General features: G+C 60.4%; 17 protein-coding genes. 7 read left to right on the forward strand and 10 right to left on the reverse strand.

All coding sequences use genetic code 11. The annotated features are described in order from the left end of the window. Positions 1–265 (forward strand): ISAs1 family transposase (locus tag T424_RS21410; protein ID WP_037068227.1); only part of this gene is annotated, 265 nt, incomplete at its 5' end. 276 nt (positions 266–541) lie between these two features. Here T424_RS21410 and T424_RS0117550 read toward each other — a convergent pair. After that, positions 542–901: a response regulator gene (locus tag T424_RS0117550; RefSeq protein ID WP_027488890.1), complete on the reverse strand. Its 360-nt coding sequence runs from the start codon at positions 899–901 to the stop codon at positions 542–544. A gap of 273 nt (positions 902–1174) precedes the next feature. After that, positions 1175–1825 (reverse strand): histidine phosphotransferase ChpT, encoded by a 651-nt coding sequence (gene chpT / locus T424_RS0117560; protein ID WP_027488891.1) that lies wholly within the window; start codon positions 1823–1825, stop codon positions 1175–1177. Between the two features lie 309 nt (positions 1826–2134). On the opposite strand from chpT, the gene T424_RS0117565 reads away from it, so the two are divergent. From T424_RS0117565 to T424_RS0117575, 3 genes are all read left to right on the forward strand, one after another. After that, entirely contained in the window at positions 2135–2728 is a 594-nt protein-coding gene (locus tag T424_RS0117565; protein ID WP_051559194.1) for a DUF1134 domain-containing protein, read from the forward strand. Between the two features lie 173 nt (positions 2729–2901). Beyond that, positions 2902–3624, forward strand: coding sequence for a hypothetical protein (locus T424_RS0117570; protein WP_154664976.1), 723 nt, complete (start codon positions 2902–2904; stop codon positions 3622–3624). Further along, positions 3621–3890: a hypothetical protein gene (locus T424_RS0117575; RefSeq protein WP_027488894.1), complete on the forward strand. Its 270-nt coding sequence runs from the start codon at positions 3621–3623 to the stop codon at positions 3888–3890. Before T424_RS0117570 ends, T424_RS0117575 begins: the two co-directional genes overlap by 4 nt. A 111-nt stretch (positions 3891–4001) precedes the next feature. Here the strand turns inward: T424_RS0117575 and T424_RS0117580 are convergent, their stop codons facing one another. Next, positions 4002–4826, reverse strand: coding sequence for a TrmH family RNA methyltransferase (locus T424_RS0117580; protein WP_027488895.1), 825 nt, complete (start codon positions 4824–4826; stop codon positions 4002–4004). Next, positions 4823–5218: a hypothetical protein gene (locus tag T424_RS0117585; RefSeq protein ID WP_027488896.1), complete on the reverse strand. Its 396-nt coding sequence runs from the start codon at positions 5216–5218 to the stop codon at positions 4823–4825. The genes T424_RS0117580 and T424_RS0117585 overlap by 4 nt, the downstream gene beginning before the upstream one ends. A gap of 47 nt (positions 5219–5265) precedes the next feature. Here T424_RS0117585 and T424_RS0117590 point away from each other — a divergent pair, with 47 nt between their 5' ends. Together T424_RS0117590 and rpoH are read left to right on the forward strand one after the other, a co-directional pair. Next, a complete protein-coding gene (locus tag T424_RS0117590) occupies positions 5266–6291 on the forward strand; it encodes an RluA family pseudouridine synthase (RefSeq protein WP_027488897.1) in 1026 nt (341 codons plus the stop codon). A 205-nt stretch (positions 6292–6496) separates the two neighbouring features. Further along, a complete protein-coding gene (gene rpoH, locus T424_RS0117595; RefSeq protein WP_027488898.1) occupies positions 6497–7399 on the forward strand; it encodes an RNA polymerase sigma factor RpoH in 903 nt (300 codons plus the stop codon). A gap of 12 nt (positions 7400–7411) precedes the next feature. Here the strand turns inward: rpoH and T424_RS0117600 are convergent, their stop codons facing one another. The 3 genes from T424_RS0117600 to T424_RS0117610 form a co-directional block, all read right to left on the reverse strand. Next, complete coding sequence (locus T424_RS0117600; protein WP_027488899.1) at positions 7412–8680, reverse strand: arsenic transporter; 1269 nt, start codon at positions 8678–8680, stop codon at positions 7412–7414. A 491-nt stretch (positions 8681–9171) separates the two neighbouring features. Next, positions 9172–11238, reverse strand: coding sequence for a hypothetical protein (locus T424_RS0117605; protein WP_027488900.1), 2067 nt, complete (start codon positions 11236–11238; stop codon positions 9172–9174). 129 nt (positions 11239–11367) lie between these two features. Continuing rightward, positions 11368–12666, reverse strand: a complete 1299-nt coding sequence (locus T424_RS0117610; protein ID WP_027488901.1) for an adenylosuccinate synthase — start codon at positions 12664–12666, stop codon at positions 11368–11370. Positions 12667–12918: 252 nt separating this feature from the next. On the opposite strand from T424_RS0117610, the gene T424_RS0117620 reads away from it, so the two are divergent. Next, entirely contained in the window at positions 12919–13809 is an 891-nt protein-coding gene (locus tag T424_RS0117620) for a DMT family transporter (protein ID WP_027488902.1), read from the forward strand. Positions 13810–13847: 38 nt separating this feature from the next. On the opposite strand, the gene T424_RS0117625 is transcribed toward T424_RS0117620, so the two are convergent. From T424_RS0117625 to T424_RS0117635, 3 genes are all read right to left on the reverse strand, one after another. Continuing rightward, entirely contained in the window at positions 13848–14627 is a 780-nt protein-coding gene (locus T424_RS0117625) for a metallophosphoesterase family protein (RefSeq protein WP_027488903.1), read from the reverse strand. Positions 14628–14858: 231 nt separating this feature from the next. Continuing rightward, complete coding sequence (locus T424_RS0117630) at positions 14859–15260, reverse strand: DUF1236 domain-containing protein (RefSeq protein ID WP_027488904.1); 402 nt, start codon at positions 15258–15260, stop codon at positions 14859–14861. A 295-nt stretch (positions 15261–15555) separates the two neighbouring features. Beyond that, a complete protein-coding gene (locus T424_RS0117635) occupies positions 15556–16998 on the reverse strand; it encodes an aldehyde dehydrogenase family protein (protein WP_037068231.1) in 1443 nt (480 codons plus the stop codon). Positions 16999–17158 lie beyond the last annotated feature (160 nt).

A 17158-nucleotide genomic window follows, 5' to 3' on the forward strand; every position in this document is an offset into this window, starting at 1 on the left:
GGAAATCAGTGCCGAGGCTTTCCTGCGGGTAGTCAGGGCGCACTGGACGATCGAAAACCAGTTACACTGGGTACTCGACGTAGCCTTCTGTGAAGATGCGGCCCGTAATCGCAAAGACAACGGCCCGCAAAACCTCTCTATCTTGCGAAAACTCGCACTCAACATCATCCGCCAGCACCCAGACAAAGCATCCATCCGACGAAAAATCAAAAAAGCGGGATGGGACGATCAGTTCCTCATCTCAATGATCGCTCATATGCAATAGCCCTGCCCTTGAGGGGGAGATGCCTGGCAAGGCAGAGGGGGGGTAGGCCACCCGACATACTTCAGCGTCGTGTACTGTGGCGTTTGTTAAAACGCACGGCGCTGTAGGATGTTCTCGGGCGGCCTACCGCCTGTGTTCGCCCGGCATCTCCACCAACTGCATAATTCCTTCAGCCTTGCTCGGTTTAGGTTGAAAATTATGGCTCGATTTTAGAGCGTTACAGCCAGCTTGCACGTTTGATAATGCGCAGGGCGCGGTAAAATGTTGACGCGCCGGTCAGGCGGCTGCGCGGTTGGAAAACACCTGCGTCAAAATCTTGCGGTCGAAGGGCTTGAGCAGAAAATCATTGGCGCCGGCGCGCTTGCCCGCCATCATGGTTTTCAGGTCTGCCTCGATCACGCAGTAAAAAATCTTCACGTCCTTGCCGTCGGGAATGGAGCGCACATTGGTAATCAGATCGAGCGCACCATCGAGACCGGCATCGACAATCATGAAATCGGGAAGTTTACGGTCGCATTGCAACAGGGCATCGCGCGCGGAAGCCGCCTCGATCACCTCGTAATCGAGTTCGGAAAGGATCTTTCGCCCGACCTTGCGGACAATATCCGACGAATCCGCGATCATCAGTTGCTTCACGTGACTTTCCCCTTTGCACCCGCAATCACAGCCCGGCCGGACGCCTGCCATTGCCCGGTCGGCCACCGGCAGGTTGCGCAATTCCGGTTCGGCATGGTTGCCTCAAGCGCGCCTGCCCCTTGCACCCACATGTCGGGGGCGTTGCGCCATGCCATGCTGCCGCAAGACAGCATCAAGGCCCGAAAGCGCTGCCGCAAGCCTTCTGCCCCGCCTCACCAAGGGTAAAGCGGGGAGGCTAATGAAAAGTTACCGTCGGAGTTGAAGTAAGGACAATCACGCAGGCGTGACGGTCTGCGCGGTAAAAACGATTTCGCCCTCGCCCACCGTATATTTCAGCTCCATGCCGGATTCATCGGCCAGAAGCACGGTGTAATAGGGCTGGATGGAGTGGGCATCGACGGCCTCTTCCAGGCGGCCTTCGCAGATTTCGGCAAATTTCGGCGGCACGCGCAGCATACGTCCCTTGACGGTAATGCTGAAGCGGGCCTCGGTTTCGGGGTTTTCCAGAACGATGTCCATGTTGCCGCCGCGCGGAATGGCGCCATAGGCCACGAGGAAGAGGTTGAGCAGCAGCTTCACCCGGTTCTTGGCAATGATGGCGCGCGGACCGCTCCAGGTGAGCTCCGTCTTCTTTTCGGCAGCGGCGAAATCGCGCGCGGCCTTTTCCGCCTCGCCGGTATCGATGGAAGCGCCGACCGATCCTGAAGCGCCGAAGGCAAGACGCGCAAATTTCAGCCGTACCGATGCATTCAGCGCGCTGGCGCGAATAAGCTCCATGGCGTCTTCATCGGCGCCGCCCTCGTCCAGAAGCTCCAACCCGTTGGTAATGGCGCCCACCGGAGAAATCACGTCATGGCAGACGCGGCTGCACAGAAGGGCGGCCAGGTCTGGCCCTGCCAGTGTCAGCGTGGTGTTTTTCAGCATCGAAGTCTCCTCGACGGCAAGGCGTTTTCCAATCCCCCGATCAAAAACGCCGTTTCAGGTTAAAGCGATTGCGACACGGGACCAAGCCCGCGGAACCGCCTGTTGCGTTCCCTGCCGCGCGATTGCGCGCAGACGAGGACAGGACCGGCCCCTTCCCGCCCGAAGTCCGGGCAAAGGCATGGGTTCGATCCAAACATTCCTCGCCATAATGACACCATATTTGGTAAACCGATTGTTAAGACCAAAGCATCAAGATAACGATCAGGCCGAAAATTGCGGCTCGAACAGTTTATAACCGGGGAGGAAGCCATGGGCTTTTTCAACATTCGGCACGCCTTGCAGTCCACGCTCATGCTTGCGGGGCTCTTGTTTTCCAGTCTGGCCGTGGCTCTGGCGCCGGCAAGTGCCCAGGCACAGGGCGACCAGTATACCATGCAGGAAGTGGTTGATGCCGGGCATTCCTTCTTTGGCTCCACCAGCGGCGCGCTGGCGAAGGTCATCGAAAGGGCCTTTTCGCAATATGGCCTGCCGAATGGCTATATTCTCGGCCAGGAAGGTTCCGGCGCCTTCATCGCCGGGCTGACCTATGGCGAAGGCACGCTTTACACCAAGAATGCCGGGCAGCATCCGGTCTTCTGGCAGGGCCCCTCGCTTGGCCTGGATTACGGCGGCAATGGCACCCGTTCCATGATGCTCGTTTATAACCTGCCCAGCGTCAACGCTCTCTACACCCGCTTCGGCGGCGTCAGCGGCTCGGCCTATGTGGTGGCGGGCGTTGGCATGACGGTGTTGAAAAACAACAATCAGTTGATCGTGCCGATCCGCACGGGGCTCGGTGCGCGCCTCGGTGTCAATGTCGGCTATCTCAAACTGACCCAAAACTCGACCTGGAACCCCTTCTAGAGCATTTTCAGGAAAAGTGGAAACCGGTTTTCCGTCCGGAAGTGCGTAAAAACAAACAGTTAGAGCCTTTCACCGTTTCCGTGAAACAGTGAAAGGCTCTAAGGCAAATGTCATGAGCGCCTGGCACCTGAAAGCGGGCGCCTGCTGCTGGAATGAGAGGAAAGCAGCCTGCCGTGATTGAATATGGCCTTTTGTTCGCCCTTGGCTTCTTTGCCGCCTTGCTGCTGGTGGCCCTGGTCAGTCCGGCAATCCAGCGGCGCGTGGTTGTCTACACGGAAAACCGGCTACGGCTCACCACGCCACTTTCCGCCGATGAGGTACGCGCCCAGAAAGACATGGTGCGTGCCGTTCACGCCGCGGAAAATGCCCGTCTGGCCCATGCGCTGAAGCGCGAGCGGGAAGACAAGGTCGCCTTGAAGGTCGCCGCCGATCAGGCAATCGCCGAAATGCGCCGCGCCCTTCGCGACGAGCAATCCCATCTGGACCAGATCAATGCGATGAGCACCGAAGCAGCGCAGCTTCGTGCCGATGCCCGCGAAGCGGCCCGGCGGGAACAACATCTCAAAAGCGTGCTGGATCGCAGCGAGGCAACCATCGTGGAGCGCGACTTGCAGATCGAGGCCCTGTTGCGCTCCGGCGAGGCGGCGGAAAAGGACAAAACCGCCCTGGCGCGCGAGGTGATGCATCGCGAAACGGAAATTCAGGATTTGCGCCTGCGGCTCAATGCGCTAAGGCAGGAGCGCGACGAGCAGCAGGCGGTTGTCAAGGCGGCGGATGCAAGGGCGCAAAAGGCGGAGCAGCGGCTCATGCAGGAAGAAGACAAGGTGCTGCGGCTGGAAGAGCGGCTTGAAAAGCTGACGCAGCCGCTGCACGGCGCAAAGGGAGAGGCTCGTTGACCACGGCAGTGGAAAAGCTGGAAACAGACATTCGCGAGCGCTTTGCAAAGTTGACGGAGCGCATCGGCAATGCCATCGAAACCGCCGATGACGAGGCGCTGCGGCAGGAGATGGCCGCAACGGCTGCGGACATGCTGGTCTTGACCGCCCTGAAAAATCAGGACTTCGCCTTTCTTGATCCGCTATTGCAGGCCGACCAGCCCCGGAGCCTTGTAAGCGCTCATCTGCATCGCGTGCTGCCTGCCTTTCTCACGAAGCAGGATTGAGCGTCATCCCGGCAAGCAAGGAAAATTGCGCGGCTGCCGGATACGGCTCTGACTGTTTGTTTTTACGCATTTTCGGATGGAAAAGCGTAACGCACTTTTCCTGCAAATGCTCTAAACCCGTCCCATGGCACGGGCAATGGCGTGCAGCGCAATGCCGCTGGCCGTGCCGAGGTTGAGACTGTCCAGCCGCGGCGATTGTGCGATCCGCACGGGCTGGAACCGCTCCATAACCGCCGCAGGCAGGCCCTCGCCTTCCGTTCCGACCACCAGCGCCACCCGGCGCGCCGGTTTGATGTCGCCAATTTCCACAATGCCTGCCGGGCTCAGCGGCAAGATCTGGAAGCCATGGGCATCGAGGCTTGCCAGAAGCTCCAGCCCGCTGCCCTCGCGGCATTGCGGCACTGCCAGCACCGATCCCACGGAAACCCGCAGCGCCTTGCGATAAAACGGGTCGCAGGAGGTTTGGTCGAGCAGCACGGCATTGGCCTCGAAGGCTGCGGCATTGCGGAACATCGCCCCGACATTGTCGTGATTGGCAATGCCACAGCCCGCCAGCACCAGCGCATCATCGGGCATGTCCGAAAGCAGCGCCTCGCGCGAGAATAGAGATTGGCGCCGCCCAAGCGCCAGCACGCCGCGATGCAGGTGAAAACCGGCAATCTCGCTCAGCACGCTCTGGCTTGCCACATAGACCGGCAGGTCCTGCGGCCATTCGTGCAGAAGGTCGCGCAGACCTTCCACCCGGTTTTCAAGCAAAAGCAGTTTCTCGGCCACGATGCCGCGACCGGCCTTGTGCGCAGCGATCAACAGCCGCAGCACCACCGTTCCTTCCGCAATGAAGCAGCCCTCGCGCCCCACCAGATCGCGCTCGCGGATCTGCCGGAATTCGCCGATGCGCGGATCGAGCGCATCGGTGATGGCGATGGTTTGGCTCACCGCGCCCCCTCGACGGTGATGTCGGAGAGCATGTTGCCGGAGCCTGCATCGAAGATATAGGCCTTGGCCACGCCTTCCGCCGTCTTGCCGAAGAACAGCACCTGCGTTCCGGAAAGCGCCGTGGAACTGATGGTGAAGCCCTGCGGCAGGCGTGCCGTGGTGGCCAGCGCCTTGCCGCCGGAGGGAACGGGAAAGGCAGATGCAGGCTGCGCGGCAGGCGCGCTGGCCTTGGACTGCATTACCTTGTAGACAACGGCCCCGAGGACAAGCATAAGGCAGAACAGGATCAGCCCGACGGAAACGAGCTGAAGGATCACCATCTTCCGGCGAACATGTTCGAAAGCCGGATCGAGAGGCTTTTCTTCCTGGTCTTCCGTTTCGATATGGCTCATTGAGACCTCAACCTTTCCCGGCTGGCGTATAGCAGGACTTTTAACTGATGACCGAACCCTTTACCCAAGCCGATGACGCAAGGAAAGAGCTGATTGCCGCCGACCACGCCGAAGGACGTCTGGATGTATGGCTTGCCGCCGAGCTTGAGGGCGAATTTTCCCGCAACCGCGTCAAGGCGCTGATCGAGCAGGGAGCCGTTGAGGTGAATGGCGCCACCATCACCGAGCCGAAACGCAAGATCCGCCCCGGCGACACCGTGACGATCGTTCTGCCGGAGCCGGAAGACCCCGAACCGCAGGGCGAGGACATTCCGCTGGAGGTGCTTTATGAAGATGACGACCTTATCGTCATTTCCAAACCGGCGGGGCTTGTGGTGCATCCGGGCGCAGGCAACTGGACCGGTACGCTGGTCAATGCGCTGATCCATCATTGCGGCGACAGCCTTTCGGGCATTGGCGGCGTGCGCCGCCCCGGCATCGTGCACCGGCTGGACAAGGAAACATCGGGTGTCATGGTCGTGGCCAAGAACGATCTGGCGCATCGCCATCTGGCAGACCAGTTTGCCGATCATGGCCGCACCGGCCCGCTGGAGCGGGCCTATCAGGCCGTGGTCTGGGGCCGTCCGCGCAACCTGCATGGCACGATCGACGCACCGCTCGGCCGCGCCCATGACCGCACCCGCCGCGCCGTGAAGCGCCATGAGGGCGGCGATGCCCGTGAAGCCATCACCCATTACGAGGTGATGGAACGCTACGGCGAAAACCCGGACGCCACCTGCCTTGCCTCGCTGGTGGAATGCCGCCTGGAAACCGGACGCACCCATCAGATCCGCGTTCACATGGCTCATATCGGCCATCCGCTGATTGGCGATCCCGAATATGGCGGCTCCTACCGTACCAAGGCCAACCGCCTGCCGGAACCAGCCCGCACCATCGTCAACACCCTGCACCGTCAGGCGCTGCACGCCTATCTCCTGGCCTTCGAACATCCGGCAACCGGTGAGGTCATGCATTTCGAAGCGCCCATTCCCGAAGATATGGAAACAATTCTTGAAGCGCTGCGAAGCCTGTAAAACGCTTTATGGGGGGGGATGCGTGAGAGAACGCCTCCCCACATGAATATCGGGCCCCGCGCGAATATCGGGCCTTGCGACGAAAGTGAGGCTTGAAAGCTTTAGTCACCATTCCTATCTTTCATGCGGTGTCGTGTGGGATCATGCGATCCGCACGCAAGAACCTGCCCAAGGCCGGGAGGTTCAGGGACGAAAGGGGTGCTTTATGGCCCGCAATACGCTGCCTTCGATTACCGCCGGTGAAGCCGGTCTCAATCGCTATCTCGATGAAATCCGCAAGTTTCCGATGCTGGAGCCGCAGGAAGAATACATGCTGGCCAAGCGTTATGCCGAGCATGGGGATCGCGATGCCGCTCATCGTCTGGTGACAAGTCACCTGCGTCTCGTGGCAAAGATCGCCATGGGCTATCGCGGCTATGGCCTGCCGATTGGCGAAGTGGTTTCGGAAGGCAATGTCGGCCTGATGCAGGCGGTCAAGAAGTTCGATCCCGAACGCGGCTTCCGCCTTGCGACCTATGCCATGTGGTGGATCAAGGCCTCGATTCAGGAATATATCCTGCGCTCCTGGTCTCTGGTGAAAATGGGCACCACCGCCAACCAGAAGCGTTTGTTCTTCAACCTGCGCCGCCTCAAGGGCCGTATTCAGGCCATCGATGAAGGTGATCTGAAGCCGGAACAGGTCAAGGAAATCGCCACCAAACTGAATGTCTCGGAAGAAGAGGTCGTTTCGATGAACCGCCGGCTTTCCGGCGATGCATCGCTCAACGCCCCCTTGCGCGCCAGCGAGGGCGAATCCGGGCAATGGCAGGATTGGCTGGTGGATGACCATGACAGTCAGGAAGACATTCTGATCGAGCAGGACGAGCTGGAAAGCCGCCGCAACATGCTTTCCCGCGCCATGAGCGTGTTGAATGAGCGCGAGAAGCGCATTTTCGAAGCCCGCCGCCTGACCGAGGAGCCGGTGACGCTGGAAGAGCTGTCTGCGGAGTTCGAAATCAGCCGGGAGCGCGTGCGCCAGATCGAGGTTCGCGCCTTTGAAAAAGTGCAGGAAGCCGTGCAAAAGGACGCGCTGGAGCGCGCCAAGGCACTGCGCGTGGTAGAAGCCTGACGCCGGAATTGCTCACCCCCCGGCGCTGAAAAGCGCCAGGGCCGCAAGGCTCAGCAGCAATGCTGGCAGCATAACCACCGTGCCGACCTTCAGAAATGCCCAGCCACCCATGGACAATCCTTCCCGGCGCAGCGCGGCAAGCCAGAGAATGGTGGCGAGTGAACCGGTGACGGAAAGATTAGGGCCAAGATCTATGCCGATCAGCACGGCTGCGGAAATCCGCTCCGGCGACTGCGCCGCCTGAACGGTGGCACCGGCCACTAGCCCTGCCGGAAGATTGTTCACCAGATTGGTGACAAGCCCCGTGACCAGACCCACGCCCATCACCGCCCCGGAAGGATGGTCCGCAGACGCATCCCGAAGCAGGCCAGCCAGCATGGTCGTCAGGCCCGTGCGGTCCAGCGCCTCTACCAGCACGAAGAGACCCGCCACCAGCGGCAAAACGCCCCAGGACACACCCTTGAGAACAGGAACGGGGCTCTGCCGGTTCATGGCCAGAACCAGAAGCGTGGTACCCGTGCCCGCCAGGAAGGTCGGAATTCCGAGATCCATCCCGAAGGCCGAGGCGGCAACGAGAATGATTGCCGTCAGCGCCAGGCCATAGCCCGCCAGCCTTGCGCCGCGTGCAAGCTGCGGCGTCTCGATTTCCCGCACCGGCTGTTCTGCCTGAAGGTCACGCCGCACGACCAGGAAGAGACAAAGAAAGGTGACGGAAATTGCGACAAGCGATGGCAGGGCAAAGTTTTCCATCCATTTCCCAAGCGGCGGCATGGCGCCGCCCCCGAAAATCACCAGATTGGCCGGGTTGGAAATCGGCAGCACGAAACTGGCCGCATTGGCAATGAAGGCGCAAATGAGCAGATAAGGCAGGGGATTGCGCAAGCGCGCCGCCTTCGTTGCCGCATAGACGGCTGGCGTCAGAACAACCGCCGTTGCATCATTCGACAGGAATACCGTAACGAGAATGCCCACAGCATAGATGAGCGTGAACAACCTGAGCGAAGAGCCCCCTGCCCGCGCCGTGGCCAGAGCCGCCAGCCAATCGAACAGGCCTTCGCGTCGCGCCAGCTCCGACAGCAGCATCATGCCGATCAGAAAGAAATAGACATCCTGCCCCTTGCCAATCCCGGCCTGAACCTCTGCAAGGCCAATGGCACCCGTTACCAAGAGGATTGCCGCGCCAAGCACAGCCCACACCGCTTCCGGCCAGCCGCGCGGGCGAATGATCACGCCAAGCACGGAAAGCGCCGAGACGATCCAGATGCAGAGATTTGTTGTCATGAAGGATCCCGTAAAGAAAACGGCCCGGCCTCAGAGCGTTTTCAGAAAAAGTGGAAACCGGTTTTCCTGAAAATGCTCTACTGCATAATCTCTTAAATCGGAATCGATTTAAGGTGAAAATTATGCAGCAGATTTAAAGTGTTACCGCGTCCTTTGTGCGTTTGATTACAGTACACGACGCTACGGTTTTAGCCGTGGTTTACCCCCCTCTGTCCTGCCGGACATCTCCCCCTCATGGGGGGAGATCGGCAAGATCAAGGCCCTGCCTGAATTCCTGAAAAACACCGTCGCCACACCTATTCTTTGAAGAATGACGCTTTGTCCGTATTGCAATCTCCCCCCTTGAGGGGGAGATGCCTGGCAAGGCAGAGGGGGGTAGGCCACGCCAAATTCCTCAGCGTCGTGTACTGTAGCGTTTGATAAAACGCACGGCGCTGTAAAAGCAGGCAGGCCGGATCGCCCGGTATAGCCCTTCCCGACAAAGGCCTGCGTCAGCCACCGTTCTGGCCACCGCTCAACGCGGCCCACTCCTTGATGACGTTATCGAAGATCGGCTTGCCGCTTGCGCCCTTGTCGAGCGTCATCAAAGCGCGACGTCCATTGCGATAGGTCACGGGAATATCGATCCAGTCACGGGTGCGCAGCAATTCGACATTACGGGAGACGACTTCGGCAAAATCGTTGAAGGCCACCATGAAAGTGTCGTCGGTGATCTTGGCCGGAACCGCAACGATGGGATCGCCACGATCCTGCTCGGTGCGCTTCATGGCCACGCGCTGCACGCTGTCGATACTGCCACCCTCGAATTTCTCGCCGGTGGAGAAGACCACTTCCAGCAAATGGCTGGCGGGAAGCGAGCTGTCAGTGTTGCGTTTGAAGGTGACAAGCGCCGTCAGGCTGCGATCGGGAATGGTAATGCGGCCCTGAATCACAGGTTCGGCCTTGCCATTGTCGCCTGTCTCCTTGACTTCCGACCAGACGACATAGCCCTGCACCGTCATCGGCGTGGTCTGCCCCAGACGCTCCTCATAGAGATAGGCCTTCTGGCCATTTTCCGGCACGGTGAACGGCGTGGTGGATGGGGCTGCCGCAGCCTGCACCGGCGGCGTCGCACCAGCCGCCGCTGCCGATTGTGCCGCGACCGAACGGCCTTCGCCCGTCGCAGGCGTTGCGGTCGAGGCGCCTTCGTCCACTTCCTTGCCGTCCGGCATCAGACGCTGGTTGAATTTGCGATTGCTGGCCGCCGCATCGGCGGATGCGGGCTGCGCCTGACCGCCTGCCGCAGGCGCTGTGGCAGAGCCGGATGGCGAAGGCGTCGTTGCCCCAATGCCGATTTTTGCCAGCAAACCATTCACCACATCCCGATGCGCAAAGGCGTAATAGCCACCGCCCGCGACCACCAGAACGAGCGCCAGAATGACGACATAGGGCAAAACGCCCCGCTTGCCGCCGCTCTTGCCCTTGCGATTGGTTTTCGCCAGGACGGCCGCCATTTCCTCAGGGCTGTGGGTCGGCTTTTTCACGCCCTTGGTCTTTTGCCGGGCCGGAGCAGCTTCGCTCTTCGGCGGCGGGGCAAAATCGCTCATCCAGTCGGGATCACCCGTTTGCGACGCCGCCGCTGGCGCTTCGCCAAAGCTGACCGGGGCAGATTTGTCGTCAAAGTTGAGAAGGTCAGGCGCGGCCTGCGGCTGCGAGTCACGGCGGGCGGCAGCACTTTCACGGACGAAAGCGTCGAAATCGCTGAGAGCGCTTGCCTCATCAAAGGCCGGCGCGGACGCGGCAGGCATGGAGACCGGGCGCACGGGTTGAACCGGCTCCTCGACTGCCGGTGAAACGGAATGGGGCGAAACGGGCTGCGCCCTGTGCGCATCGACCGCTTCCAGATGCTGATCCATCCAGTCATCCGGCGAAGGGCGGGCAGCGGTTTCGGCGGCTGCGGCGGTCTGGGTCAGCGGCGCGCCCCAGGCAGGCGGCTCCTGCACGACCTCGCGATAATGCGGAGCATCGGGGGCGACCGGCTCGGGCGCCACAGTGGGTTCATGCGTGACCACCGCCGCAACCACCGGCTCGGCCTCCGCCCAATGGGGGGCGGCTTCCGGCTCAGGCTCCACCGGCCTCGGCTGTTCAGGTTCTGCGCGCTGAAGCTCAGGCTCTACGGGTGGCTCGTAAACCGGCAGGGGTTCCGGTTCATGAACGATGCGCTGCGCGGGTGCGGGCGCGACCGGCTCAGGCTCAGGCCGATGCACGGGCTCCGGCACCGGCTCTGGTTCGGCATGGAAAACGGGCAGAGGTGCTGCGGCAGGTTCCGGCGGCTGATAGGCATCATCGTCTTCCAGCGGTGGCAAAGCCTCGGCATATTCCGCCTCGACATCGGCGATGGCGGCCTCGAGCTTTTCGAGCTGGCGGCGCAACATCTCTTCGGGCGGGCGCGGGGTCATGTTTTCAAGCTGACGGCGCACTGCACCGCGGGCCTTTTCATAGACCTTTACGCGCATTTCCGGGGTATTGTTCGAAAGGCCGTCAACGGCGCGTCGAATAACTGCTACGAAATCTGCCATCCGAAATTACTCTTGGTCCTCGCCGAAAGACACGTCTGATTGAAAGGGTGCAGCAAAGCCACAAGGCCACTCGAAAAACAACAAAATGTCATTTTTCGAGATGGCCCTGTTTTTTAATGAAAATCAACCTTAATCCTCAAAAGGATCGGTCACAAGTATCGTGTCGTCCCGCTCGGGGCTGGTGGAGAGCAGCGCAACCGGCGCGCCGATCAATTCTTCCACCTGCCGGACATATTTGATGGCCTGCGCCGGAAGATCGGCCCATTTGCGTGCCCCGACGGTGGATTCCTTCCAGCCTTCCAGTGTGATGTAGATCGGCTCTACCCGTGCCTGGGCGGCCTGGGCGGCGGGCAGATAGTCGATTTCCTGACCGTCCAGCCTGTAGCCAACGCAAATCTTCAGCTCGTCCAGCCCATCGAGAACGTCGAGCTTGGTCAGCGCAATGCCGGTGATGCCGTTGGTGGCGACGGACTGGCGCACCAGTGCGGCATCGAACCAGCCGCAGCGGCGCTTGCGCCCGGTGACAGTGCCGAATTCATGGCCGCGCTCACCAAGGAACTGGCCGATTTCATCATGAAGCTCCGTCGGGAAGGGACCTTCGCCAACGCGCGTCGTATAGGCCTTGGTGATGCCGAGAATATAGCCGAGAGCGCCCGGCCCCATGCCGGAACCGGCAGCCGCCTGCCCTGCAACCGTGTTTGAGGAGGTCACGAACGGATAGGTGCCGTGATCGATGTCCAGCAGCGAACCCTGCGCACCTTCGAACAGGATGCGCGCACCCTTGCGGCGCTCCTTGTCCAGCAGGCTCCAGACGCTATCCATAAAGGGCAGCACGCGATCGGCAATAGAGGTCAGTTCCTCCATGATCGCCTGATGCTCCACTTCCGGCGCGCCGAAGCCGCGGCGCAGGGCATTGTGGTGGGTGAGGATGCGATCAACCTTGCCGGCCAGCGCCTCGGTGTCGGCAAGATCCATGACGCGAATGGCGCGACGGCCAACCTTGTCTTCATAGGCCGGGCCAATGCCCCGGCGCGTGGTGCCGATCTTGGTGCCGCTGTTGGAGGCGGCGTCTTCCCGCATCCCGTCCAGCTCGCGGTGCAGCGACAGGATCAGCGTGGCGTTTTCGGCAATGCGCAGGTTTTCCGGCGTCACCTCGACGCCCTGATCCTTCAAGCGGCCGATTTCGGCGATCAACGCATGGGGATCGACCACGACACCATTGCCGATCACGGCCTTTTTACCGGGACGGACAACGCCGGAGGGCAGCAGCGACAGCTTGTAGGACACGCCATCGATGACGAGCGTATGGCCGGCATTGTGACCGCCCTGATAGCGCACCACGATGTCTGCGCGCTCGGAGAGCCAATCGACAATCTTGCCCTTGCCTTCGTCGCCCCACTGGGAGCCCACCACCACGACATTCGTCATTTCACAATCCTGTCCTTGCGCGCCGGAAACACCGTCGCCACCGTCACCTTGCAGCGCCTGGCCGTCTCGAAGACCAAGGCCATGCCAAACCCGCGCATCTATACTGCGTTGTTTCGCCAAAAGCGACACGTTTGTGAGAGAAAGCTGCATTTTCAAAGAGCCCGGCCGCTTGCTTGCGAAACGCAGTGAAAACGCTTCACAACCCCATACCAAAGAGATTAAACCCCACGGCGAAACAAAAAGAGGAAACCCATGCAGGGCAGAGCCTATGCCTATCTGGTGCTGACCACATTGCTGTGGGGCGGCAATGCCGTGGCTGGCAAGCTGGCTGTGGGGCATGTCAGCCCCATGTTTCTCAATCTGGCGCGTTGGGTGCTGGCGCTGCTGGCCGTCACGGTGGTTTCGCTGCCGCAGCTCAAGGCAGACTGGCCGCAATTGCGCAGCCACTGGCTACGGCTCTTGCTGCTGGGCGCCATCGGCTTTACCGCCTTCAACGGTTTTCTCTACAGCGCCGTGCGCTACACCAGTGTGGTCAATGCCGTCATCGAACAGGGTGGCGTGCCGGTCATCATCTTCGCGCTGAATTTCCTGCTGTTTCGCATTCGCGTCCATGTCATGCAGGTCATCGGCTTTTCCATCAGCTTTGCCGGCGTCGCCATCACCGCTGGCCATGGCAATCTGCAAAACCTTCTTTCGCTAAGCCTGAATTTCGGCGATGTCCTGATGCTGGCAGGCGTTTTCTGTTACGGGCTCTATACGGTGGCGCTGCGGTTCAAGCCCGCCATACACTGGAAAAGCCTGATGGCCGCCACCGCACTGGGCGCGGTGATCTCGGCCGTTCCGCTGGTTGTCTGGGAGGCGGCAAGCGGCCAGCTCCTGCTGCCGGACGGGCGCGGCCTTGCGCTGATCGCCTTTACCGGATTGCTGCCTGCGCTCGTCTCGCAGATCCTTTATATTCGCGGGGTGGAAATCATCGGCGCCAACCGGGCCGGACTGTTCGTCAACCTCGTGCCGGTTTTCGGCACCATCCTGTCCGTCCTCATCGTGCCGGAAGAGCTGCATTTCTTCCATGTCATGGCCCTGGCGCTCGTTCTCGGCGGCATCGCCATAGCCGAAACCAGCCGGGCAAAAACGTCGCGCTGAAGGAAAGCAGCGCCCGCCTTTTTTGCCCGAGAAAAACATCAGATCAGGCTTGGAACGCCGTCGATGATCCGCAGCACGCTGAGCCGGCCCGTGGCATAGGCACAGGTATCGATGCCAATCCTGTTCTTGCCGAAAGTGACGTTATCGGTGGGCGTATGGCCATGAACCACAGTCACGGGCAGTTCGGGCCCGCGCTGCAAGAAAGGCTCGCGGATCCACATGAGATCGTCATCCGCCTGTTTTTCCAGCGCTGTGCCCGGTTCCAGCCCGGCATGGACAAACACGAACTGTCCAAGCGCAACCGCGACCGGCAGGCCCGAAAACCACAGCCGGTGCGCCAGCGGCACTGCACCGCGCACCTGCTCTGCCAGATGCGGCAGGCCACCTTCGGCCAATGTGCGGTCAAGATCGACGCCATAGGAATAAAGCGTGGCGGCAGCACCGAAATCCAGCCAGCGGCGCCCTTCCGAAGGATTTTCGAGAAAGGCGGCAAATGCAGCATCATGATTGCCGCACAAGGTAATACGATCGAAGTCCCGGCAGGAATGCGGCGCCATCAAATGCTCGACCACGCGCCGCGATGACGGGCCACGATCGATGTAATCGCCCAGAAACACAATGAGTTTGCGCCCATCCCGCCCTGCGGCATCACGCAAGACCCGGCATTCTGCGTCGAGAAGTTCGGCATAGCAGCCATGCACATCGCCAATCGCATAAATGGCGGCGTAATCGGCAGGATCCAGAACGATCCGCTCCCTACCCGGCGCAAGCGCATGGTCGGGACCTGCATCCAGAAATCTTCGCAACAGCTTCTTCATGGCAAATCCATTGATAATAAGGGTGACTTTAACTTCCCTCCCGGTCGTTCACAATCTTTCGCGATTGCGAAGGCATCTATACATGGCGGTAAGGTTAATCGTAAACCCACACAACCATTTGATAAATCGTCAAAAACTCCGAAAGCCCCGCTCTGCTGGCAACACAGCAGGGCAGGCCCGGTGAAGCTGCGTTCACCGGGCCTGCCCTGATTTCAAAGGGCTTGCGCCTGCTTACCTTACGACTTGAACGACCGTATAGGAGTCCGGATCGACGATGACGCGCTGATCGTTCACCACGGCATAGGCGTAATGCGGATCTTCAGGCACCGGCGTCAGAACGACCTGACGCGGCAGGGGCTTGCCGACAACGACCTTCTGCTCCACGACGTAAGGCTGGGCCGGAACCGGCTGCTGCTCGACATAGGTGACAACGCGCTGCGGCGGCGGATCGATGGCCGTACCGGCAATCGCACCGGCAACGCCGCCAACGGCTGCACCAACCGGACCACCCACGATAGCGCCGGTAACGGCGCCGCCAGCAGCCCCTGTCACTGCCCCTTCCTGCGCCAGAGCGGCAGTGGAAACGGACGCGGCGAATGCAGCCAGTAGAGCAATGCTGATCTTCCTGTTCATGGGTCTTTCCTTCCTGTTGTTTCGATGTCGGAAAAACCCATGGGAGAAATTTTTGTTCCGATACTATTCAGTGCGCAAAACAAAATTTCTATTCATCGAGTATTCATCTTCTATAAAATCACGAAATACAACCGGAAAGCGGATGGAACACACTATAGCCGCCCGCTTACAGGAAAACTGGATTGAGTGGAAACACGAAGGGTTATAAAAAGGCGGATAGAGTGACTTTGTTCCCCGGCAAAACCGGGCTGCCTTTGAATAAAGCCGGCCGTTACTTTATCGCAACGTCCAGACCTCACCCCCAACCCACCACGCCCTTGATTTCAAGGAAGTCGTGAATGGCCCAATCGGCATATTCACGGCCATTGCCGGATTGCTTGTAGCCGCCAAACGGCGCCATCACATCCCAGGCAGGAGCGTTGATGAACACGGACCCTGCCCGCAATTGCGGGGCAATGCGCCGCGCATGGTCGATATTGCCGCTGTGAATATAGGCGGCAAGCCCGTAAACCGTGTCATTGGCAATCGCCACGGCTTCCTCCTCGCTCTCATAGGAAAGGATGGACAGGACAGGACCGAAAATTTCCTCACGCGCAATGGTCATGTCATTGGTGACATGGCCGAAAATCGTGGGTCGCACATAATAGCCGCGCACCATCCCCTCCGGTCGTCCCGGCCCGCCCGTCACCAATGTGGCGCCTTCGGTCAATCCGGCGGCAATCAGCCGCTGGATCTTGTCGAACTGGGTCTGGCTGACGACTGGCCCCAATTGCGTGACTTCTTCGCGTGGGTCGCCGGTGATCATCGCCTCGGCTTCGGCTCTGGCATAGGCCAGTGCCTCGTCATGACGGGCTTTCGGCACCAGCATCCGGGTTGGCGCATCGCAGGATTGGCCTGAATTGGCAAAACAGGCCTGCACACCCTGGCGCACCGCGCTTTCCAGATCGGCATCCGGCAGAATGATATTGGGAGACTTGCCGCCCAGTTCCTGCGCCACGCGCTTTACCGTATCGGCAGCCGTTTTCGCCACGATGACCCCGGCCCGCGTGGATCCGGTAAACGAAACCATATCCACGCCCGGATGAGCGGCCATGACCTGCCCCACCTCCGGCCCGGTGCCATTCACCATGTTGTAGACCCCTTTCGGCACGCCTGCCGCATCCATGACCTCGGAAAACAGGATGGCGCTGATGGGGGCGATTTCCGATGGCTTCAACACGACGGTGCAGCCTGCCGCCAAGGCGGGGGCCACCTTGCAGACAATCTGGTTGAGCGGCCAGTTCCACGGCGTGATCAGCGCCGCCACACCGATCGGCTCCCGGCGGATCATCGTCTGGCCACGCATCTCGCAGAAGGTGAAGTCCCTCAGCCCGGCAATCGTTGCCTCCAGATGCGCCTGCCCTGCCCAGGCCTGCGCCTCCCGCGCAAAGGTAACGGGAGCGCCCATTTCCCGGCTGACGGCCTCGGCTATATCCTCAAAACGGCGGTTATATTCTTCCAGAATACGCTCCAGAAGCGCCAGCCGCTCCTCTACCGACCATTGTGAAAAGCTGCCAAAAGCCGCACGCGCGGCAAGCACGGCGCTATCCACATCCGCCTGCCCGCCAAGCGAAATGGCCGTGAAGGCCTGCTCCGTGGCGGGATCGATAACATCGAGACGCGCCGGGACGGCGGGGGCCACCCATGCCCCATCGATATAGAACTGCAAATGCCGGGGATTATCATTCAGCTGCTGCATGACGGTCTCCTCTGTTGAAATAGAGGTTCAACCGTCACGGCCTGGAGCGCATCCGGTGAACACAGGTTCACCGGACGCGCTCCAGGCTTTTGTTTTTGCGCATTTCCGGACGGAAAACCGAGACGACACTTTTTCTGGAAATGCTCTGGCAGTCAAGCGC

The sequence above is a fragment of the Allorhizobium undicola ORS 992 = ATCC 700741 genome (genome assembly GCF_000621665.1).
Classification (GTDB): Bacteria; Pseudomonadota; Alphaproteobacteria; order Rhizobiales; family Rhizobiaceae; genus Allorhizobium; species Allorhizobium undicola.